Consider the following 25,081-nt stretch of genomic DNA (forward strand, 5'->3'; position numbering starts at 1 on the left):
AACCGGCTCAAGCAGTGGCGCGGCATCGCGATGCGCTCCGACAAGCTCCTCCGCAGCTACCGAGCCGCCGTCAGCCTCGCCGCGACGCTCATCTGGATCAAATCAGACTTGATCAACACGGCCTAGGAGGACACCATGCTCGGAACTCTGCTCGTGCGCTACCTGCGGCCGGCGTGGCCGCTCATCGTCGGTGTCGTCGTCTTCCAGCTCGCCCAGTCGGTGGCGTCGCTGCTGCTGCCGACCCTCAACGCCAACATCATCGACCAGGGCGTGGTCGCGGGCGACATCGGGTACATCTGGAACACGGGCGGCCTGATGCTCGGCATCAGCCTGGTGCAGATCGTGTGCGCGATCGTCGCCGTCTACTTCGGATCGCGCCTGGCCATGGGGATGGGCAAGGACCTGCGCCACGACATCTTCCACCGCGTGGTCGGCTTTTCGCAGCGCGAGGTCGGCACGTTCGGGCCGCCCTCCCTGATCACGCGCAGCACCAACGACGTTCAGCAGGTCCAGATGCTGGTGCAGGTGTCGGCGACCCTCATGATCTCGGCGCCCATGCTCGCCATCGGCGGCATCATCATGGCGATCACGCAGGACACCGGCCTGAGCTGGCTGATGGCCGTGTCGATCCCTGTGCTGCTGATCATCGTGGCGCTCATCGTTTCCCGCATGGTGCCGGCCTTCAGCCTCATGCAGAAGCGCATCGACCGGGTCAACCAGATCCTTCGCGAGCAGCTCAGCGGGATCCGGGTGGTGCGCGCCTTCGTACGCGAGGACACCGAGCGCGCCCGGTTCGGCGCCGCCAGCGGTGACCTGATGCGCACCGCGACGACCGCCGGAAACTACATGGCGCTCATGTTCCCCGCGGTGATGCTCGTGCTGAACGTCTCGAGCGTCGCCGTGATCTGGTTCGGCGCGTTCCAGGTGCAGAGCGGCGGTGTGCAGATCGGCACGCTGTTCGCGTTCCTCAGCTACCTGATGCAGATCCTCATGGGTGTGATGATGGCGACGTTCATGTTCGTGATGATCCCGCGCGCCGCGGTCTGCGCGACGCGCATCGGCGAGGTGCTCGACACCGAGCCGTCGGTCGCCGCGCCGGCCGTTGCCGCCGCTGCTCCTCCGCGTACCGGTCGGATCGAGTTCGTCGACGTCGACTTCACCTACCCCGGTGCCGATGCGCCCGTGCTGCACGATCTCACGTTCACGATCGAGCCGGGGACAACGACCGCCGTGATCGGATCCACGGGTGCCGGCAAGACGACCCTGGTCGGACTCATCGCGCGACTGTTCGACGCGACCGAGGGCTCGGTGCGGGTCGACGGGGTGGATGTGCGCCAGCTCGACCCCGACGACCTGTGGTCCCGACTCGGACTCGTGCCGCAGCGCGCGTTCCTGTTCTCGGGCACGGTCGCCTCGAACCTGCGCTACGGCGACGTCGCGGCATCCGATGACGACCTCTGGGCCGCGCTCGAGATCGCCCAGGCGAAGGACTTCGTCCGCGCGATGCCGGAGGGCCTCGCCGCACCGATCGCACAGGGCGGGACGAACGTCTCCGGCGGGCAGCGGCAGCGCCTCGCGATCGCCCGCGCGCTCGTGAAAGCGCCACCCGTCTACGTGTTCGACGACTCGTTCTCGGCTCTGGATCTGAGAACGGATGCCGCGCTGCGCCGCGCGCTCGCTGTGCGCGTGCCGGGGGCGACGAAGGTGATCGTCGCGCAGCGAGTCTCGACGATCGTCGGGGCCGACCAGATCCTCGTGCTCGACCACGGCCGCATCGTCGGTCGGGGGACGCACGACGAACTCTTGGCATACAACGACACATATCGCGAGATCGTCGATTCGCAGCTCGCGGCGGAGGAGGCAGCATGAGCGGGCCGGGAGCTGGTCGCGGGCCGATGCGGGGCGGCGGTCGCGGGCCGTTCGGAGGACAGGGGGCGCCGGCCGAGAAGGCCGACGACTTCGGCAGCAGCGCCTGGCGGCTGCTGGGCACGCTGCGACCGTGGCGCATCGCGCTCATCGGCGTCGTCGTCCTCGGTGCGGTGAGCGTGTTCCTGAGCGTGCTGGGTCCCAAGATCCTCGGCAACGCGACCGATCTCGTGTTCGCCGGCTTCCTCTCGATGCACATGCCGTCGGGAGTGACCCGTGACCAGGTCATCGAGTCGCTGCGCGCGCAGGGCCAGACCCAGCAGGCCGACCTGCTGTCCGGGGTCAACTTCACCCCCGGTGCCGGCATCGACGTGAACGCACTCGCCGGCGTCATCGTCACGGTGCTTGTGATCTATGTGATCGCGAGCGTCCTCAGCTGGGCGCAGGCGTACATCCTCAACGTCGTGGTACAGCGCGCGATGAACCGCCTGCGCGGCCAGGTTGAGGAGAAGATCCACCGGCTCCCGCTCGCCTACTTCGACACCGTGCAGCGCGGCGAGCTCCTCTCCCGGGTGACGAACGACGTCGACAACATCGGACAGACCATGCAGCAGACGTTGTCGCAGGTCGTGGTCTCACTGCTCACGGTCGTGGGCGTCTTGGTCATGATGTTCGTCATCTCGCCCATCCTCGCCGTGATCGCGCTCGTGACGATTCCGCTGACCATCGTGGTCACCGCTCTGGTCGCGCGTCGATCGCAGAAGCTGTTCGTCGCCCAGTGGCGAGCGACAGGTGTGCTGAATGCCCGCGTCGAGGAGACGTTCTCGGGCCACTCCGTGGTGAAGGTGTTCGGCCATCAGAAGGAGGTCGAGCGGGACTTCCTGGCCGAGAACGACGAGGTCTACCGGGCCAGCTTCGGCGCCCAGTTCGTGTCCGGCATCATCATGCCGGCCATGATGTTCATCGGAAACCTGGTCTACGTCGCGATCGCGGTGGTCGGCGGCCTTCAGGTCGCAGCCGGCGCGCTCTCGATCGGCTCCGTGCAGGCGTTCATCCAGTACTCGCGCCAGTTCACCCAGCCTCTCAGCCAGCTCGGCTCGATGGCGAACCTGCTCCAATCGGGAGTCGCCAGTGCCGAGCGGGTGTTCGAGCTGCTCGACCAGCCCGAGGAGACGCCCGACCCTCGTGACCCGGAGACCGTCGATCCCACCGCGAGCGAGCTGCGGTTCGACGACGTCGCCTTCCGATACGTCGCCGACTCCCCGCTGATCCACGATCTGTCCCTCGTGGCGACGCCGGGGAGCACGGTCGCGATCGTCGGGCCCACAGGCGCGGGAAAGACGACGCTTGTCAACCTGCTGATGCGCTTCTACGACGTCGACGACGGCGCGATCACGCTCGACGGGCTCGACACCCGGCGGATGACTCGCGCCGACCTTCGCGCGCGCACCGGCATGGTGCTGCAGGACACGTGGCTGTTCGCCGGGACGATCCGTGACAACATCGCGTACGGCGACCCCGAGGCATCCGAGGAACGACTCGTCGAGGCGGCGACCGCCGCCTACGTCGACCGGTTCGTGCACGCTCTGCCGGACGGCTACGACACCGTGCTCGACGACGACGCGGCGAACCTCAGCGCGGGGGAGCGGCAGCTCGTCACGATCGCGCGCGCGTTCCTCGCAGACCCGCGCATCCTGATCCTCGACGAGGCGACGAGCTCGGTCGACACCCGCACCGAGCTGCTGATCCAGCGGGCCATGTCGCGCCTGCGGGCCGACCGCACGTCGTTCGTGATCGCGCACCGGCTCTCGACGATCCGTGACGCCGATCTCATCCTGGTGACGGAGGACGGCGCCATCGTCGAGCAGGGATCGCACGACGAACTGCTTGCGCGCCGCGGCGCCTACTGGCGGCTCTATCGGGCACAGTTCGACGACCCGGCGAGCATCGATGCGGAGGAGCCGGTACGGTGACGGGCCGGCCCGTGGAGCGGCTCGGGCGGCTGCGGGCGGTTCCATTAGGATGTGAGGGCGCTGCGGGCAGGTGTGTCCCGGCGTCCACCCGACGAGAGGATGCCGTGTGCCCGAGCTGACGACGAGCGCGCACGACGTGCCGCTCCCGGCGGGCCCGATCCACCTGCGGTGGGCGGCGGCGACCGACACCGGCCGACGCCGCGAAGTGAACCAGGATGCGGTGCTCGCCCGCTACCCGTTGTTCGTCGTGGCCGACGGCATGGGCGGGCACATCGGCGGAGAGATCGCCAGCGCCTCCACCGTCACCCGGCTCGGCGACCTGGTCGACCATGGCAGCGTCTCTCCCAAGGGCATCGAGAAGGCACTCGGACGGGCCGTCAAGGACATCGCCTCGCATCCGGAGACGACTGACGAGGGCACGGGAACGACCGTGACCGGCGTCTATCTCGACACCGCCGTGCGCGACCCGCACTGGGTCACGCTGAACATCGGCGACTCTCGTGTCTACCTCCTCCGCGCCGGCACCCTCGTCCAGATCACGACAGACCACTCCGTCGTGCAGGAGCTCGTCGCGGCCGGGCGGCTGAGCCCCGAAGAGGCCGAGCAGCATCCGTACGGCAACGTGATCACCCGCGCGGTCGGGCCGACCGACAGTGTGCGACCCGACTACGTGCGCCTCGACATCGTCGACGGCGATCGCTTCGTCGTGTGCTCCGATGGGCTGACCAAGGAACTCACCGACTTCGGCATCCAGCACTTCCTCCGCGAGCACGCCGACCCGGCTGATGCCGTCTCGGCCATGCTCGAGGCCGCCCTCGAGAACGGCGGCCGCGACAACGTGACGATCATCGTCGTCGACGTGTCGGCGCCGGGCTACGGCCACGACGATGACGTCGACCGCGACGACGCCGACGACGACGCGCCCACCAACCCGGTTCCCGTCGTCGGGCCCTGACTCTCCTCCACACCGACGGTGACGGACGCGGCAATCCACCGCCGTCGTCCGACCGCACCCGCGGGCCGCGTCCGACTGCTGGACTCGACGCATGTCCGGCACACCACGCACCCTCGCCCCTCTTCCGGTGGCTGTGCGCCTGCCGGCGACACCTGACTCGCCCCGTCGGCCCGGGATCCCGATGTTCGCCGCCATCGTGCCTGTGGCCGGAGCAGTGGGAATGTGGTTGCTCACCGGATCGGTCGCGATGCTCTGGTTCGCCGCCCTCGGCCCCCTCATCGCCGGGGCGACCCTTCTCGACGGCGCCCGCACGCGGCGCCGCGAGCGGCGGGCGGCATCTCGCAGCTTCGAGGCCGAGCTCACGCGGGCCGCGGCGGAGATCGCTGGACGTCACGACGACGAGCGCCGCCGTCTTCGAGCGGTGCATCCCGATGTCGCCACGATCGCCGCGTCGCCCGACGAGATCTGGCGGATCGTCCCCGGCCGCGCCGCGCGGGTCACGGTCGGGCGCGGGTCGATCCCGAGCGCCGTTCCGGTCGACGGCGGCGCCGGCGACCCACGTGTCGAGGAGCTCAGACACGCGGCCGCGGTGCTCGACGACGCGACGGTGACGGTGCCGGTCGACGCGGGGATCGCGGTGGTCGGCCCGCGAGTCGCGGCATCCGCCGTCGTGCGCGCCCTTGCCGCCCAACTGGTCCTCACTCGTCCGCCGGGGGAGCTGCGCGTCGTCGTCCCGCGCCGAGACGCCCACCCGTGGGCGGATGCCCTGCCGCACCGCCGCGCGGCGGAAGGTGCCACCCTTGCGCTGCTGGAGCCCGGCGACATGCCGCCGGGCGAGGCCCGGCTGCTGATCGCGCGCGTGGACGACGGCGCCCCGCCGCCGCCGTGGTGCGCGGCGGTCATCACGCTCGACGGTGCCCTCCACGGGCGCGTCGACTACGCCGGATCGACGCTCCACATCGTGCCCGAGGCGCTCGGTGCCGACCAGGCCCGTGAGATCGGCAACCTGCTTCGTGAGCGCGGTCGCGCCATCCTCGGCGCGGGGGACGCGACCGAGACCGTGCCGCTCGCCGCACTCGTCGACCGCGGACGCCCGCCGCGGCCCGGCACGCTCGAGGTGGCGTTCGCCGCCACGCGCGCCGGCGCGATGCCTGTGGACCTCGTGGCCGATGGTCCGCATGCGCTCGTTATCGGCGTGACCGGATCGGGCAAGAGCGAGCTGCTCATCTCGTGGGTGACGGCGCTCGCGCTGCACCACACGCCGGCCGAGGTCACGTTCCTGCTCGCCGACTTCAAGGGCGGCACGGCCTTCGACGCCCTCGCTGCGCTGCCGCACACGGCGGGCGTCATCACCGACCTCGACGGCGTGGGCGCCCGCCGGGCGATCGAGAGCCTGCGAGCCGAGATCCGCACCCGTGAGGCGGTGCTCGCACGCGCGGGCGTGAGGGATATCCGCGACGCCGACGGACTGCTGGCCCGGCTCGTGATCGTGGTCGACGAATTCGCCGCCCTTCTCGACGCCCATCCGGAGCTCGCAGCCGTGTTCACCGACATCGCCGCCCGTGGGCGCGCCCTCGGCATGCACCTGGTGCTGGGCACCCAGCGCGCGAGCGGCACGGTACGGGACGGGTTGCTCGCCAACGTTCCGCTGCGGCTGGCCCTGCGTGTGACCGATCCGCATGACAGCCGATGGGTGATCGGCGACGATGCCGCCGCGGCCCTGCCGGGCGACCTCGCGTCACGGGGGCTCGCGTTCGTCCGGCGCCCGTCGGATGTCGCTCCCGTGCGCGTGCGCGTCGCGCTTACGGCACGCGAGGACATCGCTGCCGCGGCGGAGGCGGACACGTGCGAGGTGAGGCCGCCGTGGCTTCCGCCGCTTCCCGCTCGCGTGCCGCTGCGCTCTCTCGACCGCGCCGGACTCGCACCGCGCACGGTGCTCCTCGGGGTGCGCGACGAGCCCGAGCGGCAGCGCCGCACCACCGCCGTGCTCGCGCCGCACGATCGGGGGCTGCTCGTGGTCGGCGGCCCACGCTCCGGAAAGTCCGCGCTCCTCGCCGTCGTGGCGGCGCAGGTGCCGGCGGCCTCTCTGGTCGCACTCCCCGACGATCCTGAACGACTCTGGGACGCCCTCGTGCGACTCGACGAACAGGGGATGCCGCGTCGCGGTGTGCTCCTGCTCGATGACCTCGATGCCGTCGTCGCCCGGTTCCCCGCCGACTACGGTGCGGTCGTGCAGACGCGTCTCGAGCGCGTCGTGCGCTCGCTCGGTGATGGCGATGCCCGTGCGGTGGTGACGACTCAGCGGGTCTCGGGCGCTGCCGCCCGAATCGCGGAACTTCTGCCCCACCGCGCCGTCCTCGCGCTTCCGGGCCGCTCCGATCACGTCGCCGCGGGAGCAGCGTCGTCGAGCTTCTCAGCCACACGCCCGCCCGGCCGCGCCGTCTGGGGAGACCACGAGGTCCAGTTCGCGCTCGCCGCGGATGCCGACGATGCTCCGAGCGCTCCGGACGAGCGCGACGCCGAGAGTGCGGACGCACCGATCTGGCGACCGACGATGCCGCTCGCCGGTGTCGTCGTGCGCGGTGCGCGCGCGACACGCGGCCTTCACGAGGCGCTTCGCGGCCACGGACTCGCCGTGCACACCGTCGCCGAGGTCGTCGCCGAGTCCGGCCGCCTCGACGACGACACCACTGGTCGGGTCGTGATCGTCGGCGACGCCGACGACTGGCAGCGCGCGTGGGCGGTCCTCGGGCGCGTGCGGGGGGACGGGGAGCTCGTCATCGACGCCGGCCACGGCGGGGAGTATCGGTTGCTGTCGGGAGAACGCGACCTTCCGCCGTACTGGCGCTCGCCCCGCGGTCGCGGGTGGCGGATCGCGGACGGAGAGGTCACGCGCGTCACCCTTCCCGGTGTGCTCTGCTGACGCTCGGGCCCCGCGGGCGTCAGACGGTGGGTCGGATCGCTCCCACCGGAGCGCCGCCCCCGCGCACGACGAGATCGAGCGAACGGATCGCCGCGGCCGCGACATCCGCCGTCAGGGCCCCCGCGCGCTCGAGCAGACGGACGGCGACGGCGCTCGCCGCGCGCGGCGAGCCGTCGAGCACCTTCAGTGCCGCGGTCGTGCCGTCGGGTGCGGCCATGATCATGACACCCTCGGCACCGCGCTTCGCGAAGACCCCGAGCGACGTGATGAGGGTCGTGTCGGCCGTACCCGGCCCCGCGATGGTCCACGGGTTCTCCCGCACCGCGCGCACCAGCTGCGCACCCAGACGGTGCATCGCGAACGGAGATCGCTCCGACGCCGTCGCGAGACGATGGATGCCACGGGCGAGCCCGATGAGGCTCACCGCGTGCACGGGCGCTCCGCACCCGTCGATCGCCGTGACCGTGGGCCGCTCGCCTGACAGGCGCTCGACCGTTTCGCGCACATGCACCTGAAAGGGATGGTCGATCTCCAGGTAGCCGTCGACGTCCCAACCGCTTGCGCGGCATGCGGCGAGCATCGCCGCGTGCTTGCCCGAGCACTCCATGCGCACCCGCGTCTTCGGGGAATGATCACGCACCAGCGCATCCCGGGTCTCGACATCGTTCGGCCAGGCCGCCGGGCATTGCAGCGCGTCCTCTGTGAGATCCACCGACTGCAGGATGCCGCACACGACATCAGCGTGCCGGTCGGTGCCCGTGTGGCTCGCCGTTGCCAGGCCCCGCTGTACATCGTCGAGCTCTGCCCCGGCGGTGAGCGCTGCCACCGCCTGCAGCGGTTTCAGCGACGATCGAGGAAGGATGGGCGCCGCAGGGTCGCCGAGCCGCAGCACCTCGGCGCCGTCGGCGGCGAGCACGACGGCGCTTCCCGCATGGCGGGACTCCACGAAGCCGTTGCGCTCGACGACGGCGAGCTCGGCGGCATCGGCGATGCGGAAGGTCTCGGGCATCCCCCCAGCCTATCGTCGGGCCTCTCCGCCCCCACCGCCTCGTGTGCGTCCGGCCGGTGCGAGACTGGGCGCATGATCGGCGAGCACACCTATCGCGTCCGTGCCACCTGGGATGGCAACCGGGGAGCGGGAACCACCGGCTACCGCGACTACGATCGCGCGGTCACGTTGGCGATCGACGGCAAGCCGGACCTCGCTGCGTCCTCCGACAAGCCGTTCCGCGGAGATCCGACACGGTGGAACCCCGAAGATCTTCTCCTCGCGGCGCTGTCGGAGTGTCACCTGCTGTCCTACCTTCACGCCTGCGTCACCGTCGGCGTCGTCGTCACCTCGTACGAGGACGACGCTCACGGGGTGATGCGCGAGGACGGACGGGGCGGTGGAGCCTTCGTCGAGGTGGTGCTGCGCCCGCGGGTGACCGTCGCGGACGCGTCGATGGTGGCCGCCGCGGAAGCCGCGCACGCGCAGGCGAACGAATGGTGCTTCATCGCCAACTCCGTCGCCTTCCCGGTGCGGCACGAGGCATCCGTCACCGTCGGTTGAGCGTCACGGGTGGTCCGCCCTCGTCGGCGCCAGTTCAGCGGCGCTCGTGGGGGAGCGCCTGCTTGATGCGCTCGATCGCGGTCGGAGCCGGCGGCTCGTTGTAGATTCCCGCGAGTTCCTGCTCGGACAGGGCGTGGATCGCGGCCATGATCGCGTCCGTCGCCTGTCGTCGGGCGCGGCCCGACGACGCCGGGCCCAGGTGGCGCAGCTCGAGGGGTTCACCGAAACGCACGACCATGCGCGGGCGAAGCTTGGGCACCTTCGCGCCCACGGGCATGGCGAGGTTCGTGTTCTGAAGGCCGACGGGCACCACCTTCGCACCCGTCTGGAGCGCGAGGAAAGCGACCCCGGTCCGCCCCTTGTACAACCGACCGTCGAGCGACCGCGTTCCCTCGGGGTAGAGCGCGACGGCCTTCCCCTCCTCGAGCATCTGCCGGTGCTGCTCGAGGGCGTCGAGCGCCGCCTGACCGGCGCCACGCTGAACCGGGCTCGCACCGAAGGACGTGAAGAACAGACGCGACAGCGCTCCCTTCAGCCCGGTGCCGGTGAAGTAGCTCGATTTGGCCAGGAAGTACACGGGACGCGTGGAGGTCACCGGGATGATCACCGAGTCGATGAACGACAGATGGTTGCTCGCGAAGATGACCGGGCCGGAGGTGGGGATGTTCTGGCGCCCCTCGACACGAGGGCGGTACACGAAGCGGGCGATGGGGGCGAGCACCGAACGCCCGAAGGCATATGTCGCCTTGGCGCGGTCGCGGCCGTAGGTGGGTGCGACGTCGTCCGGAGGGCTCTGCTCGTCGTCGTCGTGAGGCACCAGACGAGGGTACCGCGCGACATATGCGCGCACGGTATGCCGCGGCATCCGTCGTTCTCAGGCATCGCATCAGGCGAGTGCGGTTAGATGAAGTGTTCCCCGACCGAATGAATCGCGAGGTGTTGCGTGCGTATCCGCTCCCTGACCACCCTGGCCGCTGTCGCCGTCGTCGCGGCTGCCCTCACCGGGTGCTCGGCCAACTCCACCCCGTCCCCGACCGCGAGCGCCGACCTCTGCTCGGCCGCGGCCCCGTCCGGCTCGGCCTCCGACTCGGTGAAGGTCGCCGGCGACGCCGGCAAGCCGGCCACCGCCACCTTCACGTCGCCGCTCGAGACCTCGAGCATCGAGCGCACGGTCGTCTCCGACGGCACCGGCGCCGAGGTCAAGGCCGGCGACTTCGTCTCGTACGCGTTCACCGCGTACTACAGCGACAACGGCCAGCAGGCCGGCTCGCTCGGCTACACCGCCGGTGAGCTGCTGCCCCAGCAGCTGTCGCCGGAGTCGACCCTCGGCCAGTTCATCGGCTGCGTCAAGGTCGGCGCGCGCCTCGTGATCACGAACCCCTCGACCGAGTCGGCGCCGGGTGCCGTCTACGTGCTCGACGTGCTCGGCGTTACCCCCACCGCCGCGTGGGGAACCGCCCAGACTCCGACCGCGGGCTTCCCCACGGTGACGCTCTCCTCGACCGGCGAGCCCTCCATCACGATCCCGAGCGGTGCCACCGCGCCGACGACGACCGAGGTCGAGACGCTCAAGAAGGGTGACGGCACCACCGTCGCCGAGGGCGACCAGGTGCTGCTGCAGTACAAGGGCGTGAAGTGGTCCGACGGGTCGACCTTCGACGCGAGCTGGGGCAAGAACGGCCCCACGACGCTCGGCACGAGCGGTGTGATCGCCGGCTTCTCGAAGGCGCTCGTGGGCCAGACCGTCGGCTCGCAGGTGCTCGTCGTCATCCCGCCGGCCGACGGCTACGGCGAGAAGAGCGAGAGCAACACGAGCGCGCTCGCGGGGGAGACCCTCGTGTTCGTGATCGACATCCTTGCGACCCAGCACACGTCGACCAACTGATCGGCCGCTCGTGAGCGACCTCGCCGCGCCCCGGCGTGTCATCGTGCTCGGCTCGTCCGGGTCGATCGGCACGCAGGCGCTGGACGTGATCTCCGCCAACCCCGAGCGCTTCGAGGTGGTGGGGCTCGCGACCGGCTCGGCGCGCGAGGTGCTCGCCGAGCAGGCCGCGCGGTTCGGCGTCGCCGACACGGCACTGGGGGCCGAGGCTGCCGAGCAGCTGGTTCGGGATGTCGCGTGCGACGTCGTCGTGAACGGGATCACCGGTTCGGTGGGGCTCGGGCCGACGCTCGCGGCGCTCGAGGCGGGACGTACCCTCGCGCTCGCCAACAAGGAGTCCCTCATCGTCGGCGGCGACCTGGTGAAGCGGGTCGCAACGCCCGGCCAGATCGTACCGGTGGACTCGGAGCACTCGGCGATCGCCCAGGCGCTGCGATCAGGCAGTTCGGCTGAGGTGCGGCGCCTGGTGGTGACGGCGTCCGGCGGTCCATTCCGCGGTCGTACCCGTGACCAGCTCGCCGCCGTGACCCCCGCCGAGGCCCTTGCGCATCCGACCTGGAACATGGGACGGGTCGTCACGACCAACTCCGCGACCCTCGTCAACAAGGGTCTCGAGGTCATCGAGGCGCACCTGCTGTTCGACATCGACTACGACCGCATCGATGTGGTCGTGCACCCGCAGTCGATCGTGCACTCCATGGTCGAGTTCGTCGACGGGTCGACGATCGCCCAGGCGTCGCCGCCCGACATGCGACTGCCGATCTCGCTCGGCCTCGACTGGCCGCACCGGGTCGCCGGGGTGGGTGCGCCGATCGACTGGACCCGTGCCGCCGCGTGGACGTTCGAGCCGCTCGACGAGGAGGCCTTCCCGGCCGTCGCGCTCGCGAAGCAGGTGGGCCGGGCCGGATCGACCTACCCGGCGGTGTTCAACGCGGCGAACGAGCAGGCGGTCGACGCCTTCCACGAGGGACGGCTGTCGTTCCTCGGCATCGTCGACACGGTGCGAGCGATCGTCGACGAGCACGACGCGCCGACCGATCTCACGCGCGAGAGTCTCGCCGAGGCAGAGGCGTGGGCGCGCCGCGCAGCCGATGAGCGGATCGCCGCGGCATCCTGACGCCGTTGGCGGGCCGCGAGGCTCGCCGGGTTGCATCGCGGCAGCGGAGCGGGCGAGCGACGCGTGGCCGGCGTCAGTACGCCGGGCGCTCCGGGTCGGACGCGGGCGTCGTGTCCGTGGGGTAGGGCACCGGCCAGTGCGGCTCGGGCACGGGCCAGCCGGCGTCGCGCAGCGCACGGCGGGCGAGTTCGCGCGCCGAGTACGGCGTGCGCACTCCGCGGATGTCGCGGTAGTCCTGGTGCCCGGGTCCCGCCCACAGGATCGCATCGCCCTCGCCGACGAGCTTCACGGCCTCGATGATCGCCCGCTCGGGCGGCGAGTACTCGTGGATCTCGGCGTCGGGTCGTGCCCGGCGCGCGCCCTCGAGAAGGGTCGCGCGGATCGTGTCGGGGTTCTCGCGTCGCGGGTGGTGGTCGGTGATGACGAGGATGTCGCTCCCCTCCACCGCGGTACGGCCCATGTCGTGGCGCTTGGTCGCGTCGCGGTCGCCGTCCGCGCCGAACAGCATCAGTACGGTGCCGGGCGTGACGTGCCGCACCGCCGCGAGCGTCTTCTCGAAGGCGTCGGGGGAGTGGCCGAAATCGACGTAGACCGCCGGACCCCGGTCGCCGGAGACCCGCTCGGTGCGCCCGGGGAGGTACGCCTCGATGCGGCGCCCGTCGAGTGCGGCGACGATGCGCTCCCAGTCGTAGCCGGCCGCATGGATCATCGCGATCGCGAGTCCCGCGTTCGCGGCCATGTGCCGGCCGATCGTCGGAACGGTCGTGGTGAGCGTGCGTCCCTCGGGGCCGCGCAGGGTGAAGTCGGTGCCGTCCTGGCGCTCGGCGAGGATCTCGACGGTCCAGTCGGCGCTCGCCGCGAGGGCGGGGTCGGCGGCGATGGCCGGGGTGCCGACGGTGGTGAACGGAACGCCGCTGCGGGACGTCACCTCGGCGGCGTACGGCGAGTCGAGTGCGATCACGGCCTGGCGTGCGCGTTCGGGGCGGAAGAGCTCGAGCTTGGCCTCGAGGTACTCGCGCATGTCGGCGTAGTCGTCGAGGTGGTCGTGGCTGAGGTTCGTGAACCCCGCGATATCGAACATGAGTCCGTCGACCCGGTGGCGGCTGAGGGCCTGGGCGCTCACCTCGACAGCGACCGCCTCGACCCCCTCCTCGCGCATGAGGGCGAGGAGGGCATGGAACTCGGATGCCTCGGGCGTGGTCAGTCGCGACACGATCACCCGTCCCGCGATGTGGCGTTCCGCGGTCGAGGAGAGTCCGGTCGTCACGCCCAGCTGACCGAGGATGCCTTCGAGCAGGTGGGAGGTGCTGGTCTTGCCGTTGGTGCCGGTGGTCGCGAACAGCAGCGGGAGGTCGTCGTCGGCGCCCGTGCCGTAGACCCACGCCGACAGTGCGCCGAGGCGCGCTCGGGGGTCGTCGACCACGACGATCGGCAGACCGGCGGATGCCGCGATCTCGGCGCCCTCGGCATCGGTGATGACGGCGACCGCGCCGCGGGCCGCGGCATCCGTCGCCACTTCGGCGCCGTGCCGGTTGACGCCCCGGATCGCGACGAACGCCTCGCCGGGGCGCAGGTCCGCCGTGGCGAGTGTGAGGCCTCCGATCGTGACATCGCCGTCGAGTCCACGCACCTCGCCGTCGACCACCTCGGCGAGAGCGCGCAGCGATCGTGCGGGCGGGTGCGTCGGGCGGAGGACGGGCGGCAGGTTCGACGGCGTGGACATCGGTCCCATTCAACCAGAGCGACCCGCGCGCACCCGGGCGCCGAGCGCGCAGAGCGGGCACAGCGCACCTTGTCGGCCCGCTCCAAGACAGCCGGGGCTACCGTGGGGGCGTGACCGTTCTCGCATTCGTCATCGGAATCGTCGTGCTCATCGTGGGGCTCGCCGTCTCGATCGCGCTGCACGAGATCGGCCACCTCGTGCCGGCGAAGCTTTTCAAGGTGCGCGTGGGGCAGTACATGATCGGCTTCGGTCCGACCCTGTTCTCGCGACGCAAGGGCGAGACCGAGTACGGCGTGAAGCTCATCCCGCTCGGCGGCTACATCTCGATGGCCGGCATGTACCCGCCCTCCGAGTCGGAGCGCGCGGCGGCATCGGCCGACGCACAGGTCGGATCCGTGGGCGGTGGCGTCGCGACGGTGACCCAGACCGAGACGGACCAGGCGACGCCCGACGATCGGGCTCGGCTCCGACGCGGTCGCTTCTGGGCGACCATGGTGCAGGATGCCCGCGCGGCCAACGACGAGACGATCGTCGATGCCGACGACCGGGTGTTCTACCGGCTGTCCATGTGGAAGCGCGTCGTCATCATGCTCGGCGGCCCGTTCATGAACTTCGTGCTCGCGATCGTCCTGTTCGCGATCGTGTTCAGCGGCATCGGCCTGCAGACCGCGACCGCGACGGTCGCCTCGCTCAGCGCCTGCACGCCCGTCTCGTACTCGTCGCAGACGTGCGCGACCGATACCACCCCCGCGAAGCAGGCTGGGCTGCAGGCAGGCGACCGCATCGTCTCGATCGACGGCACGGCGGTCAGCGACTTCGCCTCGGCCTCGGCGATCGTGCAGGCCTCGCCCGGTCAGGCGCTCTCGGTCGTCGTCGACCGCGGCGGTGCCGCCCAGACCCTCACGATCACGCCGGCGACCATCACGGCTCCCGTGACGGATGCCTCGGGCAACCCGGTGACCGGAGCGGACGGGGTCGCCGAGACCCGCGAGATCGGCTTTATCGGCTTCGCCCCGACGGTGGAGTTCGTGCGACAGCCGATCTGGGACGGGCCCGCGGCCGCGGTGCAGAACGTCGGCGCGGTCGTCGGCATCGTGGCGCAGTTCCCGGTGAAGGTCTACCAGGCGGCCGAGTCGGTGTTCACGGGCGCCCAGCGCGACCCGAACGGACCGCTGAGCCTCGTGGGCGCCGGGGTCATCGCGGGGGAGGTGGCGTCGTCACCGGCCCCGATCATCAACCGCGTCTCGGTGATGCTGGGCCTGCTCGCGTCCCTCAACATCGCGCTCGGCGTCTTCAACCTCGTGCCGCTCCTCCCGCTCGACGGAGGTCACGTCGTCATCGCCCTCTGGGACGGACTGCGGCGGGCGTGGGCGCGGCTGTTCCGCCGACCCGCACCGAAGCCCGTCGATGCGACCCGGCTCGTGCCCGTCACCTTCGTCGTCGTGGTGTTCCTGGTGGCGACGAGCGCCGTGCTGCTGCTCGCCGACGTCTTCAACCCGGTGTCACTGTTCCACTGACACCGGTTGGGCCCGGCCCCGACTGACGCCGGTCAGGCGTCGACGGGCGTGAGAGCCTGGGCGACGAGTCGTTCGAGGGTGCGCAGCCCGTCGCGCGACAGGATCGACTCCAGGTGGCCCTGCACCGAGGCGTAGCCCGGGCCGCGCAGGGCGTAGACGTCGCCGGTCGAAGGGTCGGCCGCGACATCCGCCCCGCTCACCTCGGTCGTGCCCGGAGCGACTTTCGCGGTGAAGGTGTTGTAGAAGCCGATCGAGGCGCGCTCGCCGAAGACATCGACGGCGAGCTGCAGGCCCTGGTGTGGCCGGTCGAGCGCGGCGAGTCCGATGCCGAGTCGGTCGGCGAGGATCTGATGGCTGAGGCAGACCGCGAGCAGCGGGCGTCCGGTCTCAAGGCGATGCGCGACGACATGTCGCATCGCGGCGATGCGGGCCGAGCCCTCGTCGCGGGGGTCGCCGGGGCCGGGGCCGGAGACGACCAGGTCGGCGGCGTCGAGAACGTCATCGGATGCAGCGGCCCACGGCACGATCGACACGTCGAGGCCGAGGTGGCGCAGCTGGTGGGCGAGCATCGTCGTGAAGCGGTCCTCGGCGTCGACGACGACCGCGGTACGACCGGCGAAGGGCCCGCCGTCGGCGCGCTCCTGCGGGTTGAGCCAGAACGGGGCGAGGCGGGCGTTGCGCGACGTCAGCAGCTCGGAGATCTCCGGGTCGTCGGCGAGAGGCGCGCGCTCGGCCGTCGGCTGATCGGCGTCGGCGCCCCGGCGCTCGTCGCGGGCGACCGCGCCGATCGCCCCCAGCACACCGGCGGCCTTGCCGTGGGTCTCGCTCACCTCTCCGTACGGGTCGGAGTGGCGCACGAGGGTGGCCCCGACGGGCACACGCAGGCGGCCGTGCTCGAGATAGGCGGTGCGGATGAGGATCGGTGCGTCGAGGTCGTGACCGCCGCCGACGGCGGGCGTGAACAGTGCGGCGACGCCGGAGTAGTAGCCGCGCGGCGTGCGCTCGTACCGCGTGATGACCGTGCAGGCATTCTGCATCGGCGAGCCGGTGACCGTGGGAGCGAACATGGTCTCGCGCAGGATGTCGCGGGGGTCGAGGGCCGACGTGCCCCGCAGCATGTATTCGGTGTGCGTGAGCCGCGACATCTCCTTCAGGTGCGGTCCGGTGATGCGGCCGCCGTCGGAGCAGACCGCGCTCATCATCTTGAGCTCTTCGTCGACGACCATGAACAGCTCCTCGGTCTCCTTCGTGGAGGCGAGGAACTCGCTCAAAGTCTCGCGCGTCGCGCCGCCCGCCGGGTGGCGGAAGGTGCCCGAGATCGGGTTCATGGTGACGACGCCGTCCTGCGCGCTGACATGCGCCTCGGGGCTCGCACCCACGGCGACGTGGCCGGGCGTGACGACAGCGAACGTCCAGTACGCGCCGCGCTCGTGGGCGAGCAGCGCCCGGAACCAGGTGAGCGCTGCCAGACGCGGGTCGGCAACGACCCCGGCGGTGAAGTCGCGGCGGATCACGAAGTTCGCGCCCTCGCCGCGGCCGATCTCGTCGGAGATCACCGTGCGCACGATTCCCGCGTACTCCTCGTCGGTCAGATCGAAGCCGGGGTTCTCGAGGGCGATCGGCTCGGACGGCAGCGTGGCCACGGCCTCGGCCCGCGGCATCCGCTCGTGACCTTCGACCACGAGGCATCGCAGCGGCGCCCCGTCGTCGTGGGAGGCGAATCCGCGCTCTCGCACCTGCCGGAACGGCACGAGCGCGAGCACCTCGCGAGGGGTCCCCGTCGCATCGACGAGGGGGATGTCGGCGAGGGCGTCGACGTCGACGACCTCGCCCGTGAGCACCTCGACCCAGGCGTCGTCGCGCGCGATGAGCGCGAAGGGCGCGTCGGAGGCGATCAGCTCGGCAAAGGATGCGGGCATGGGATGGTCCTTCGGAGTCGGGGCGGCCGCTTCACGAAGAAGACCGCCCCTCGGGGCGGTCGGAATCGCACGATCCACCGCCTCAGGCGGTGGGCCACCAGCAGGTGCGCGCGAACATGGGGCGAACCTACCACACGGCTCGGCCGCGCCCGGCGCCGCCGGGGCTCGGATGCCGCGCGTCGGGGCCGCGGCATCCCCGTCGGCGTAGGCTTGGGGGCGTGCCAGCCGTCAACATCGGGATGCCCAAGGTCCCCGAAACGCTCGCCCCCCGCCGCAAGAGCCGCCAGATCAAGGTCGGCAAGGTGCTGGTCGGTGGCGACGCGCCCGTCAGCGTGCAGTCGATGACGACCACCAAGACGACCGACATCAACGCGACCCTGCAGCAGATCGCCGAACTCACCGCCTCGGGCTGCGACATCGTGCGGGTCGCGGTGCCCAGCCAGGACGACGCCGACGTGCTGCACATCATCGCGAAGAAGAGTCAGATCCCGGTCATCGCCGACATCCACTTCCAGCCCAAGTACGTCTTCCAGGCGATCGACGCCGGCTGCGCCGCGGTGCGCGTGAACCCCGGCAACATCCGCCAGTTCGACGACAAGGTCGGCGAGATCGCGAAGGCGGCGAAGGACGCCGGCGTCTCGCTGCGCATCGGCGTGAACGCCGGATCGCTCGACCGCCGACTGCTCGAGAAGTACGGCAAGGCCACTCCCGAGGCGCTCGTGGAGAGCGCCGTGTGGGAGGCGTCGCTGTTCGAAGAGCACGACTTCCACGACTTCAAGATCTCGGTCAAGCACAACGACCCGATCGTGATGGTCAAGGCCTACCGTCAGCTCGCCGAGCGGGGCGACTGGCCGCTGCACCTCGGTGTCACCGAGGCCGGACCCGCGTTCCAGGGCACCATCAAGAGCGCGACGGCGTTCGGCATCCTGCTCGGCGAGGGCATCGGCGACACCATCCGCGTCTCGCTGTCGGCGCCTCCCGTCGAAGAGGTGAAGGTCGGCCTGCAGATCCTGCAGTCGCTCAACCTCCGCGAGCGCCGCCTCGAGATCGTCTCGTGCCCGTCGTGCGGTCGCGCCCAGGTCGACGTCTACTCCCTCGCGGACAGCGTCACCGAGGGCCTGAAGGATGTCACGGTGCCGCTGCGCGTCGCCGTCATGGGCTGCGTCGTGAACGGCCCGGGCGAGGCCCGCGAAGCCGACCTCGGCGTCGCGAGCGGCAACGGCAAGGGCCAGATCTTCGTGAAGGGCGAGGTCATCAAGACCGTGCCCGAGGAGGAGATCGTCGCGACGCTCATCGCCGAGGCCACCCGCCTCGCCGACGAGATGGGCCCCGACGCCCCCCTCGGTACCGCCCAGGTCGTCACCGCCTGAGCGCACCGGTCCACCCGTCGCCCGGTGGCACCGTCCGCCTGGTCGGGGTACGCCTCCGCGCCGCGATACGGTGCACCGGTGAGTGAACCGACCGCCGCGGCATCCAGCACCTCGCTCGACGCGCCGCTGTCGAGGCCGATCTCGGCCGGTATCACCGCATCGCTGGTGGGGTTCTCGAGCTCGTTCGCCGTCGTGCTCACGGCGCTGCACGCGGCCGGCGCCACGTCCGATCAGGCGGCCAGCGGTCTGCTCGCCGCGTCCTTCGCCGTGGGGGCCGGCACGATCGTGCTCGCGCTTCGCTACCGCCGCCCCATCACTCTCGCGTGGTCGACGCCCGGGGCGGCCCTGATCGCCGCCACCGGCGCCGTCGAGGGCGGCTGGTCGGCGGAGATCGGCGCGTTCTACGTCGTGGCGGCGCTCATCCTGCTCACGGCGCTCATCCCCGCCCTCGGGCAGGCCATCGCCCGCATCCCCGCCTCGCTCGCGCAGGCGATGCTCGGCGGCGTACTGCTGCCGCTGTGTCTCGCGCCGCTCAGCGGACTCGTCAAGAGCCCGTGGGCGGTCGCGCCGGTGATCGTGGTGTGGCTCATCGCACTGCGGTTCCTGCCCCGCTGGGCGGTTCCGCTCGCCTTCCTCGCGGCGGCCATCGCGATCGGCATCGAGGTCGGCGCGGCCGGCACCGCGATCGACCCGGCGTCCTTCCTCCCGCGGGTCGAGTTCACGGCGCCGACGTTCACCACCGGCGCCATCGTGGGTCTCGCTCTCCCGCTGTTCCTGGTGACCATGGCGTCGCAGAACGTGCCGGGCACGGCGATCCTCCGCAGCTTCGGCTACGACCTGCCGTGGCGGCCCGCGATGACCGTCACCGGCCTCGGCAGCGCCCTCACCGCCTCCGCCGGCGGCCCGGCGATCAACCTCGCCGCGATCACCGCCGCGCTGGCGGCGAGCCCGGACGCCCATCCCGACCCGCGCAGGCGCTGGTACGCGAGCATCGCGACCGGCTCGACGTACTTCGTGCTGGCCGCGGCATCCTCGTTCTTCGCCGTGCTCGTCGTGCTGGCGCCCGCCGGTCTCATCGCCGCCGTCGCCGGTCTCGCGCTCTTCGGCGCGTTCGGCTCGGCGGTGCAACAGGCCGTCGCCGACCCGCACGACCGGGTGCCGGCCATCGTGACGTTCCTCACGGCGGCGTCCGGCATCGCGTTCTTCGGCATCAGCGCCGCCTTCTGGGCGCTGGTCGCGGGGCTCGTGGTGCGCGCCGCGCTGCGACTCGGGCGGCGCTGACGGGCGGCGCCCCCGGCGTCAGGCGATCTCGCCGCCCACAAGCGGGCGCCCGTCGTCGGATGTCAGGCTCACATCGATCGCGATCTCGAGGGCGCGCACGATGTCGGCGAGGGCGAGCGCCGGCGCACCTGCGGGCGCGGTCTCGGTCGACCACGGCACGTGCACGAAACCCGCACGCACACCCGCGCGGTCGGCCGTCGCATCCAGCACGGTGTACATCGCCGCGTTGCACACGAAGGTGCCGGCCGTGAGCGACACGGAGGACGGCACGGATGCCGCGGCCACCGCCGCCGCGATCCGCTTGACCGGAAGCGTGGCGAACCGTGCGTCTGGTGTGCCCCCGACGACGACGGCGTCGGTCGGCTGCACCCCCGCATTGTCGGGGATGCGGGCATCGGCGAGGTTGAGGGCGACCCGCTCCGGCGTCACCGCCGAGCGGCCGCCGGCGAGGCCGGTGGCGATCACGACGTCGGGGGAGTGCCGCTCGATCAACACGCGCAGGCGGGCCGCGGCATCCGCGAACGTCACCGGCAGCACCTCGACGATCAGCGTCTCGGCGCGATCCCATCGCGCGGCGACCGCGCGCACGGCGTCACCCGAGGGGTTCGCGGAGTCGCCCGCGAACGGCTCGAACCCGGTCAGCAGCACGGTCGTCATCGCTCCAGGGTAGGCGGCGGGCGGCGGCATCCATCGTCCTAGACTGGGGGATCGTGGTGACCCGTCTCTCGACCTATTTCCTGCGCACGCTGCGTGAAGACCCGTCGGACGCCGAAGTCACGAGCCACAGGCTGCTCGTGCGCGCCGGCTACATCCGCCGCCAGGCGCCGGGCATCTTCGCCTGGCTCCCGCTGGGCCTGCGCGTGAAGGCGAAGGTCGAGCAGATCATCCGCGACGAGATGTCGGCCGCGGGCGCGTTCGAGGTGCACTTCCCGGCGCTGCTGCCGCGTGAGCCCTACGAGGCCACCGGTCGCTGGGAGGAGTACGGCGACGGCATCTTCCGCCTGAAGGACCGCAAGGACGCCGACTACCTGCTCGCACCCACTCATGAAGAGGTCTTCACGCTGCTCGTGAAGGACCTCTACTCGTCGTACAAGGATCTGCCGCTGACGATCTACCAGATCCAGGACAAGTACCGCGATGAGGCGCGGCCCCGCGCCGGCCTCCTCCGGGGGCGCGAGTTCACGATGAAGGACGCGTACTCGTTCGATCACACGGACGCCGGGCTGGATGCCTCGTACCAGGCGCAGCGCGACGCGTACGAGCGCATCTTCCAGCGCCTCGGGCTCGAGTACGCGATCGTGCAGGCCGACGCGGGTGCCATGGGCGGCTCGCGCTCGGAGGAGTTCCTGCACCCGACCCCGGTCGGCGAGGACACCTTCGTGCGCTCGGAGGGCGGCTACGCCGCGAACGTGGAGGCGTTCACCACGACGGCGCCCGCGCCCGTCCCGTTCGACGGGCTGGGTGAGCCGGTGGTCTTCGACTCGCCGAACACGCCGACGATCGACACCCTCGTCGCGCACTCCAACGCCGTGCTCGATGGCACGTACACCGCGGCCGACACCTTGAAGAACGTCGTGCTCGCGCTGACCCATCTCGATGGCACGCGTGAGCTCGTCATCGTCGGGCTTCCCGGCGACCGTGAGGTCGACGACAAGCGTGCCGAGGTGGCGTTCGCACCCGCCGCGGTCGAGGCCGCGACGGCCGAGGACTTCGAGAAGAACCCGCTCCTGGTCAAGGGCTACATCGGACCGTGGTCGCCGACCGGTGCGGTGCTGGGCGAGGAGTCGGCCACCGGCATCCGCTATGTCCTCGATCCGCGGGTCGCCGACGGTTCCGCGTGGATCACGGGTGCCAACATCGACCAGAAGCACGTGCACTCCCTCGTCGCCGGCCGCGATTTCGTCGCCGACGGGTTCGTCGAGGTCGCCAACGTGCGTGACGGCGATCCGGCACCCGACGGCTCGGGCCCGGTCACGCTCGCCCGCGGCATGGAGATCGGGCACGTCTTCCAGCTCGGCCGCAAGTACGCGGAGGCGCTCGGCCTGAAGGTGCTCGACGAGAACGGAAAGCTCGTCACCGTGACGATGGGCTCGTACGGCATCGGCGTCACGCGCATCCTGGCGATCATCGCCGAGCTCAACAACGACGAGCGGGGGCTCATCTGGCCCGCGTCGGTCGCGCCCTTCGACGTGCACGTTGTCGCGACGGGCAAGGATGACGCGGCCTTCGCCCTCGCGGAGGAGCTCACCTCGACACTCGAGGCATCGGGTCTCGACGTGCTCTACGACGACCGCCCCAAGGTGTCACCCGGGGTGAAGTTCGGGGACGCGGAGCTCATCGGCGTGCCGCAGCTCGTCGTCGTCGGCCGCGGCGCGGCCGCCGGCGAGGTCGAGCTCTGGGACCGCCGCAGCGGCGACCGCCAGGTCGTGCCGCTCGCCGACGCGGTCGCCCGGCTCACAACCCGCTGAGCGAGATCTTCAGAGCTTCGCCCAGCGCGTGCGCACGAACATGACGAGGCCGTAGGCGACGAGGCCGATGCCGATCGCCGTCACGATGGCGGTACCGAGCGGCAGACGCAGAAGCGCGACAAAGGCGCCATCCAGACCGCCCGCAGCGGCCGGGTCGACGGTGAGCGCAGCTATCGCCATGATCGCGCCGACGCTGATGAGCGCCGCGCCCTTTGCCACATACCCGACGACCGCGAGAGCCAGCGCGGCCCCACCTACCGGGCCCCGCGGGAAGGCGATGCTCTCGCGAAAGCCGCGAGTGAGCCCGCGCCATCCGAAACCGATCCCCACACCGGTGATGGCGGCGCCGAGCGCGCCGAGCAACCACGGCCCGCCCGGAAGCGAGAGGAGCGTCGCTCCCGTCGACTTCGCGGACTGCTCTGAGTTGCTCGCTGATCCGAGAGCGACTCCCGCTGCGAGCGCTCCGACTGCCAGATAGGCGGCCGCCTTCGACCATGCGGACACGAGTGCGCTCCATCCATTCCGTCGACGGTCCCAGAGGCCGTCGACGATGTACCAGAGCGTCAGCGCCCAGAGCGTCGCCGCGCAGGCCCACAGGAGCAGAACCCCACCGGGCAGCCGAGCGATGCCCTGAAGCGCTCCGGTCTGATCGGCTTCCGCCGCATGCGCCTGTGCGAGAGCGATCGCGAGGATGCCGATGCCGAGATGCACGAGCCTGCTCGCCGCGAACCCGACTCGCGCGACGAGTCGGAACGCGGTCGACGAGTGGGCGGCGGCGGTCGCGTCGGTGGAGGGCACGATGCCACAGTACGACCGCAGGTGGGGGAACGCAGCGGAGCGGATCGCCCCAGCTCGAGGCATCCCGATCGGGTAACGTAGGGGGGATGCGTCGCCCCCGCGCCGCATCCCAGAACTGAAGAGGGAGGCCCCGTGGACATCGATCTCGGACTGCTGCGCACCGTGGAGCGCGAGCGGGAGATTCCGTTCGAGGAGCTCGTCTCGATCATCGAGCAGGCGATCCTCACGGCGTACGCGAAGAACAGCACGCCCACCGGCGTCCTCCCCGACGGCGCTCGCGCCCAGATCGACCGCAAGACCGGTCACGTCGCGGTGTTCGTGCCGCTGCGCGACGACGAGGACGCGGTGATCGGCGAGGAGGAGGTCACGCCCGACGACTTCGGTCGCATCGCCGCGTTCGCCGCCAAGCAGGTCATCAGCCAGCGGCTGCGTGACATCGCCGACGACGCGGTGCTGGGGGAGTTCCGCGGCAAGGAGGGCGACATCGTCGCCGGCGTCATCCAGCAGGGCCCGAACCCCCGCATGGTGCACGTCGACCTCGGCACGGTCGAGGCGATCCTGCCCCCCGAGGAGCAGGTGCCCGGCGAGGACTACGCCCACGGCTCGCGCATCCGCGTCTACGTCACGAGCGTCTCGAAGGGCACCAAGGGCCCCGCGATCACCGTCTCCCGCACGCACCCCGGCCTGGTGCGCAAGCTGTTCGCCCTCGAGGTCCCCGAGATCGCCTCGGGCGTCGTCGAGATCGTCTCCCTCGCGCGCGAGGCGGGCCACCGCTCGAAGATCGCGGTTCGTGCGAACGACCCCGCGATCAACGCGAAGGGTGCGTGCATCGGCGAGCTCGGCCGCCGCGTGCGCGCCGTCACGGAGGAGCTGGGCGGCGAGAAGATCGACATCGTCGACTACGACGCCGACCTCGCATCCTTCGTCGCGAAGGCGCTCTCGCCCGCCAAGGTCACCTCGAGCTTCGTGCTCGACGCGGGGACCAAGGCCGTGCGCGCCCTCGTTCCCGACTACCAGCTGTCTCTCGCGATCGGCAAGGAGGGCCAGAACGCCCGACTCGCCGCGAAGCTCACCGGGGCGAAGATCGACATCCAGCCCGACAGCATCCTCGAGGAGAGCTGACGGGGTAGGATGGAACCCGTACGGACGTGCGTCGGTTGTCGCACACGTGCTCCGCGATCCGCTCTCCTGAGAGTGGTGGCCCGCGGCTCCGAGCTCGTCGTCGACGAGCGCAAGAGTCTTCCGGGGCGGGGTGCGTGGGTGCATCCGACACTCGAATGCACGGATGCCGCCACCCGGCGGCGTGCGTTCGTTCGCGCCCTGCGCGTGTCAGGCCCGCTTGATACGCAGACCATCACCCAACACCTGCAGCGAAACGGCTGAACGGCTATGGACACAAAGTGAACGGCTCGAAATGAGACCCGTCCGCATCTAACGGTCTGCCCTGTCCGGGGTAGATCCCAGACAGGAGAATTGTGGCAAAACCACGCGTACACGAGATCGCCTCCGAGCTCGGCGTCGACAGCAAGATCGCACTCGCGAAGCTGAAGGAGCTCGGCGAGTTCGTGAAGAGCCCGTCGTCGACGATCGAGCCCCCGGTGGCGCGAAAGCTCCGTGAGGCCCTGCAGGCCGATGGCACCGCCTCGGCCGCCCCGGCTGCGAAGCCGGCCGCCTCACGCCCCACCCCGGCGGCGCCCGCGCGGCCGGGGTGGGGCGTGAGGCGGCCGGCTTCGCAGC

At 71.0% G+C, this 25,081-nt stretch carries 20 protein-coding genes; 14 read left to right on the forward strand and 6 right to left on the reverse strand.

Annotation, left to right across the window (positions count from 1 at the left end; genetic code table 11):
- Positions 1 to 135: 135 nt before the first annotated feature.
- From RR49_RS01785 to RR49_RS01800, 4 genes are all read left to right on the forward strand, one after another.
- A complete protein-coding gene (locus RR49_RS01785; protein WP_045246178.1) occupies positions 136 to 1,869 on the forward strand; it encodes an ABC transporter ATP-binding protein in 1,734 nt (577 codons plus the stop codon).
- Positions 1,866 to 3,839, forward strand: a complete 1,974-nt coding sequence (locus RR49_RS01790) for an ABC transporter ATP-binding protein (protein ID WP_045246179.1) — start codon at positions 1,866 to 1,868, stop codon at positions 3,837 to 3,839. The genes RR49_RS01785 and RR49_RS01790 overlap by 4 nt, the downstream gene beginning before the upstream one ends.
- A 106-nt stretch (positions 3,840 to 3,945) precedes the next feature.
- Complete coding sequence (locus RR49_RS01795) at positions 3,946 to 4,794, forward strand: PP2C family protein-serine/threonine phosphatase (protein WP_045246180.1); 849 nt, start codon at positions 3,946 to 3,948, stop codon at positions 4,792 to 4,794.
- Between the two features lie 91 nt (positions 4,795 to 4,885).
- Positions 4,886 to 7,717, forward strand: coding sequence for an FtsK/SpoIIIE domain-containing protein (locus tag RR49_RS01800; RefSeq protein ID WP_045246181.1), 2,832 nt, complete (start codon positions 4,886 to 4,888; stop codon positions 7,715 to 7,717).
- A 19-nt stretch (positions 7,718 to 7,736) separates the two neighbouring features.
- Here the strand turns inward: RR49_RS01800 and RR49_RS01805 are convergent, their stop codons facing one another.
- Positions 7,737 to 8,726 carry an asparaginase gene (locus tag RR49_RS01805; RefSeq protein WP_045246183.1) on the reverse strand — a complete coding sequence of 330 codons (990 nt, stop codon included), beginning with the start codon at positions 8,724 to 8,726 and terminating at the stop codon, positions 7,737 to 7,739.
- Positions 8,727 to 8,798: 72 nt separating this feature from the next.
- Here RR49_RS01805 and RR49_RS01810 point away from each other — a divergent pair, with 72 nt between their 5' ends.
- Positions 8,799 to 9,269: an OsmC family protein gene (locus RR49_RS01810; protein WP_045246185.1), complete on the forward strand. Its 471-nt coding sequence runs from the start codon at positions 8,799 to 8,801 to the stop codon at positions 9,267 to 9,269.
- A gap of 34 nt (positions 9,270 to 9,303) precedes the next feature.
- Here the strand turns inward: RR49_RS01810 and RR49_RS01815 are convergent, their stop codons facing one another.
- Positions 9,304 to 10,134 carry a lysophospholipid acyltransferase family protein gene (locus tag RR49_RS01815; protein ID WP_048809420.1) on the reverse strand — a complete coding sequence of 277 codons (831 nt, stop codon included), beginning with the start codon at positions 10,132 to 10,134 and terminating at the stop codon, positions 9,304 to 9,306.
- Positions 10,135 to 10,212: 78 nt separating this feature from the next.
- Here RR49_RS01815 and RR49_RS01820 point away from each other — a divergent pair, with 78 nt between their 5' ends.
- A complete protein-coding gene (locus tag RR49_RS01820; RefSeq protein WP_045246187.1) occupies positions 10,213 to 11,154 on the forward strand; it encodes an FKBP-type peptidyl-prolyl cis-trans isomerase in 942 nt (313 codons plus the stop codon).
- Positions 11,155 to 11,164: 10 nt separating this feature from the next.
- Positions 11,165 to 12,268, forward strand: coding sequence for a 1-deoxy-D-xylulose-5-phosphate reductoisomerase (gene dxr, locus RR49_RS01825; RefSeq protein ID WP_045246189.1), 1,104 nt, complete (start codon positions 11,165 to 11,167; stop codon positions 12,266 to 12,268).
- Positions 12,269 to 12,341: 73 nt separating this feature from the next.
- Here the strand turns inward: dxr and RR49_RS01830 are convergent, their stop codons facing one another.
- Positions 12,342 to 13,991, reverse strand: a complete 1,650-nt coding sequence (locus RR49_RS01830) for a Mur ligase family protein (RefSeq protein WP_045246191.1) — start codon at positions 13,989 to 13,991, stop codon at positions 12,342 to 12,344.
- A gap of 110 nt (positions 13,992 to 14,101) precedes the next feature.
- On the opposite strand from RR49_RS01830, the gene RR49_RS01835 reads away from it, so the two are divergent.
- On the forward strand, positions 14,102 to 15,508 hold the full coding sequence (locus RR49_RS01835; protein ID WP_045246193.1) for a M50 family metallopeptidase: 1,407 nt from the start codon (positions 14,102 to 14,104) through the stop codon (positions 15,506 to 15,508).
- Between the two features lie 32 nt (positions 15,509 to 15,540).
- On the opposite strand, the gene RR49_RS01840 is transcribed toward RR49_RS01835, so the two are convergent.
- Positions 15,541 to 17,427: an anthranilate synthase family protein gene (locus RR49_RS01840; protein WP_045246195.1), complete on the reverse strand. Its 1,887-nt coding sequence runs from the start codon at positions 17,425 to 17,427 to the stop codon at positions 15,541 to 15,543.
- Between the two features lie 239 nt (positions 17,428 to 17,666).
- Between RR49_RS01840 and ispG the strand changes: the two genes are divergently transcribed.
- Both ispG and RR49_RS01850 read left to right on the forward strand, forming a co-directional pair.
- The gene (gene ispG, locus RR49_RS01845; protein WP_045246202.1) at positions 17,667 to 18,797 is read left to right on the forward strand and encodes a flavodoxin-dependent (E)-4-hydroxy-3-methylbut-2-enyl-diphosphate synthase; all 1,131 of its coding nucleotides are present in this window, start codon (positions 17,667 to 17,669) and stop codon (positions 18,795 to 18,797) included.
- Positions 18,798 to 18,875: 78 nt separating this feature from the next.
- A complete protein-coding gene (locus RR49_RS01850; protein ID WP_045246196.1) occupies positions 18,876 to 20,078 on the forward strand; it encodes a benzoate/H(+) symporter BenE family transporter in 1,203 nt (400 codons plus the stop codon).
- 18 nt (positions 20,079 to 20,096) lie between these two features.
- On the opposite strand, the gene pcp is transcribed toward RR49_RS01850, so the two are convergent.
- Positions 20,097 to 20,735: a pyroglutamyl-peptidase I gene (gene pcp / locus RR49_RS01855; protein ID WP_211255125.1), complete on the reverse strand. Its 639-nt coding sequence runs from the start codon at positions 20,733 to 20,735 to the stop codon at positions 20,097 to 20,099.
- 53 nt (positions 20,736 to 20,788) lie between these two features.
- Here pcp and RR49_RS01860 point away from each other — a divergent pair, with 53 nt between their 5' ends.
- Positions 20,789 to 22,546, forward strand: coding sequence for a proline--tRNA ligase (locus tag RR49_RS01860; RefSeq protein ID WP_045246197.1), 1,758 nt, complete (start codon positions 20,789 to 20,791; stop codon positions 22,544 to 22,546).
- A 9-nt stretch (positions 22,547 to 22,555) separates the two neighbouring features.
- On the opposite strand, the gene RR49_RS01865 is transcribed toward RR49_RS01860, so the two are convergent.
- A complete protein-coding gene (locus tag RR49_RS01865) occupies positions 22,556 to 23,344 on the reverse strand; it encodes a DUF1206 domain-containing protein (protein WP_045246198.1) in 789 nt (262 codons plus the stop codon).
- Between the two features lie 132 nt (positions 23,345 to 23,476).
- Between RR49_RS01865 and nusA the strand changes: the two genes are divergently transcribed.
- From nusA to RR49_RS01875, 3 genes are all read left to right on the forward strand, one after another.
- Positions 23,477 to 24,466, forward strand: a complete 990-nt coding sequence (gene nusA / locus RR49_RS01870) for a transcription termination factor NusA (protein WP_045246199.1) — start codon at positions 23,477 to 23,479, stop codon at positions 24,464 to 24,466.
- Between the two features lie 9 nt (positions 24,467 to 24,475).
- Positions 24,476 to 24,727 (forward strand): YlxR family protein, encoded by a 252-nt coding sequence (locus RR49_RS15275; protein ID WP_082483209.1) that lies wholly within the window; start codon positions 24,476 to 24,478, stop codon positions 24,725 to 24,727.
- A gap of 92 nt (positions 24,728 to 24,819) precedes the next feature.
- A partial coding sequence (locus RR49_RS01875) for a translation initiation factor IF-2 N-terminal domain-containing protein (protein WP_045246200.1) occupies positions 24,820 to 25,081 on the forward strand: 262 nt, incomplete at its 3' end.

Origin of the sequence: Microbacterium ginsengisoli, assembly GCF_000956535.1 — a bacterium.
Lineage (GTDB): Bacteria > Actinomycetota > Actinomycetes > Actinomycetales > Microbacteriaceae > Microbacterium > Microbacterium ginsengisoli.

Bases quoted from the DNA above. Each gene is read 5' to 3' on its own strand.
- RR49_RS01785 (WP_045246178.1), top strand. From the start codon at position 136: ATGCTCGGAACTCTGCTCGTGCGCTACCTGCGGCCGGCGTGGCCGCTC.
- RR49_RS01790 (WP_045246179.1), top strand. From the start codon at position 1,866: ATGAGCGGGCCGGGAGCTGGTCGCGGGCCGATGCGGGGCGGCGGTCGC.
- RR49_RS01800 (WP_045246181.1), top strand. From the start codon at position 4,886: ATGTCCGGCACACCACGCACCCTCGCCCCTCTTCCGGTGGCTGTGCGC.
- RR49_RS01805 (WP_045246183.1), bottom strand. From the start codon at position 8,726: ATGCCCGAGACCTTCCGCATCGCCGATGCCGCCGAGCTCGCCGTCGTC.
- RR49_RS01810 (WP_045246185.1), top strand. From the start codon at position 8,799: ATGATCGGCGAGCACACCTATCGCGTCCGTGCCACCTGGGATGGCAAC.
- RR49_RS01815 (WP_048809420.1), bottom strand. From the start codon at position 10,134: ATGCCGCGGCATACCGTGCGCGCATATGTCGCGCGGTACCCTCGTCTG.
- RR49_RS01830 (WP_045246191.1), bottom strand. From the start codon at position 13,991: ATGTCCACGCCGTCGAACCTGCCGCCCGTCCTCCGCCCGACGCACCCG.
- RR49_RS01840 (WP_045246195.1), bottom strand. From the start codon at position 17,427: ATGCCCGCATCCTTTGCCGAGCTGATCGCCTCCGACGCGCCCTTCGCG.
- ispG (WP_045246202.1), top strand. From the start codon at position 17,667: ATGCCCAAGGTCCCCGAAACGCTCGCCCCCCGCCGCAAGAGCCGCCAG.
- pcp (WP_211255125.1), bottom strand. From the start codon at position 20,735: ATGACGACCGTGCTGCTGACCGGGTTCGAGCCGTTCGCGGGCGACTCC.
- RR49_RS15275 (WP_082483209.1), top strand. From the start codon at position 24,476: ATGGAACCCGTACGGACGTGCGTCGGTTGTCGCACACGTGCTCCGCGA.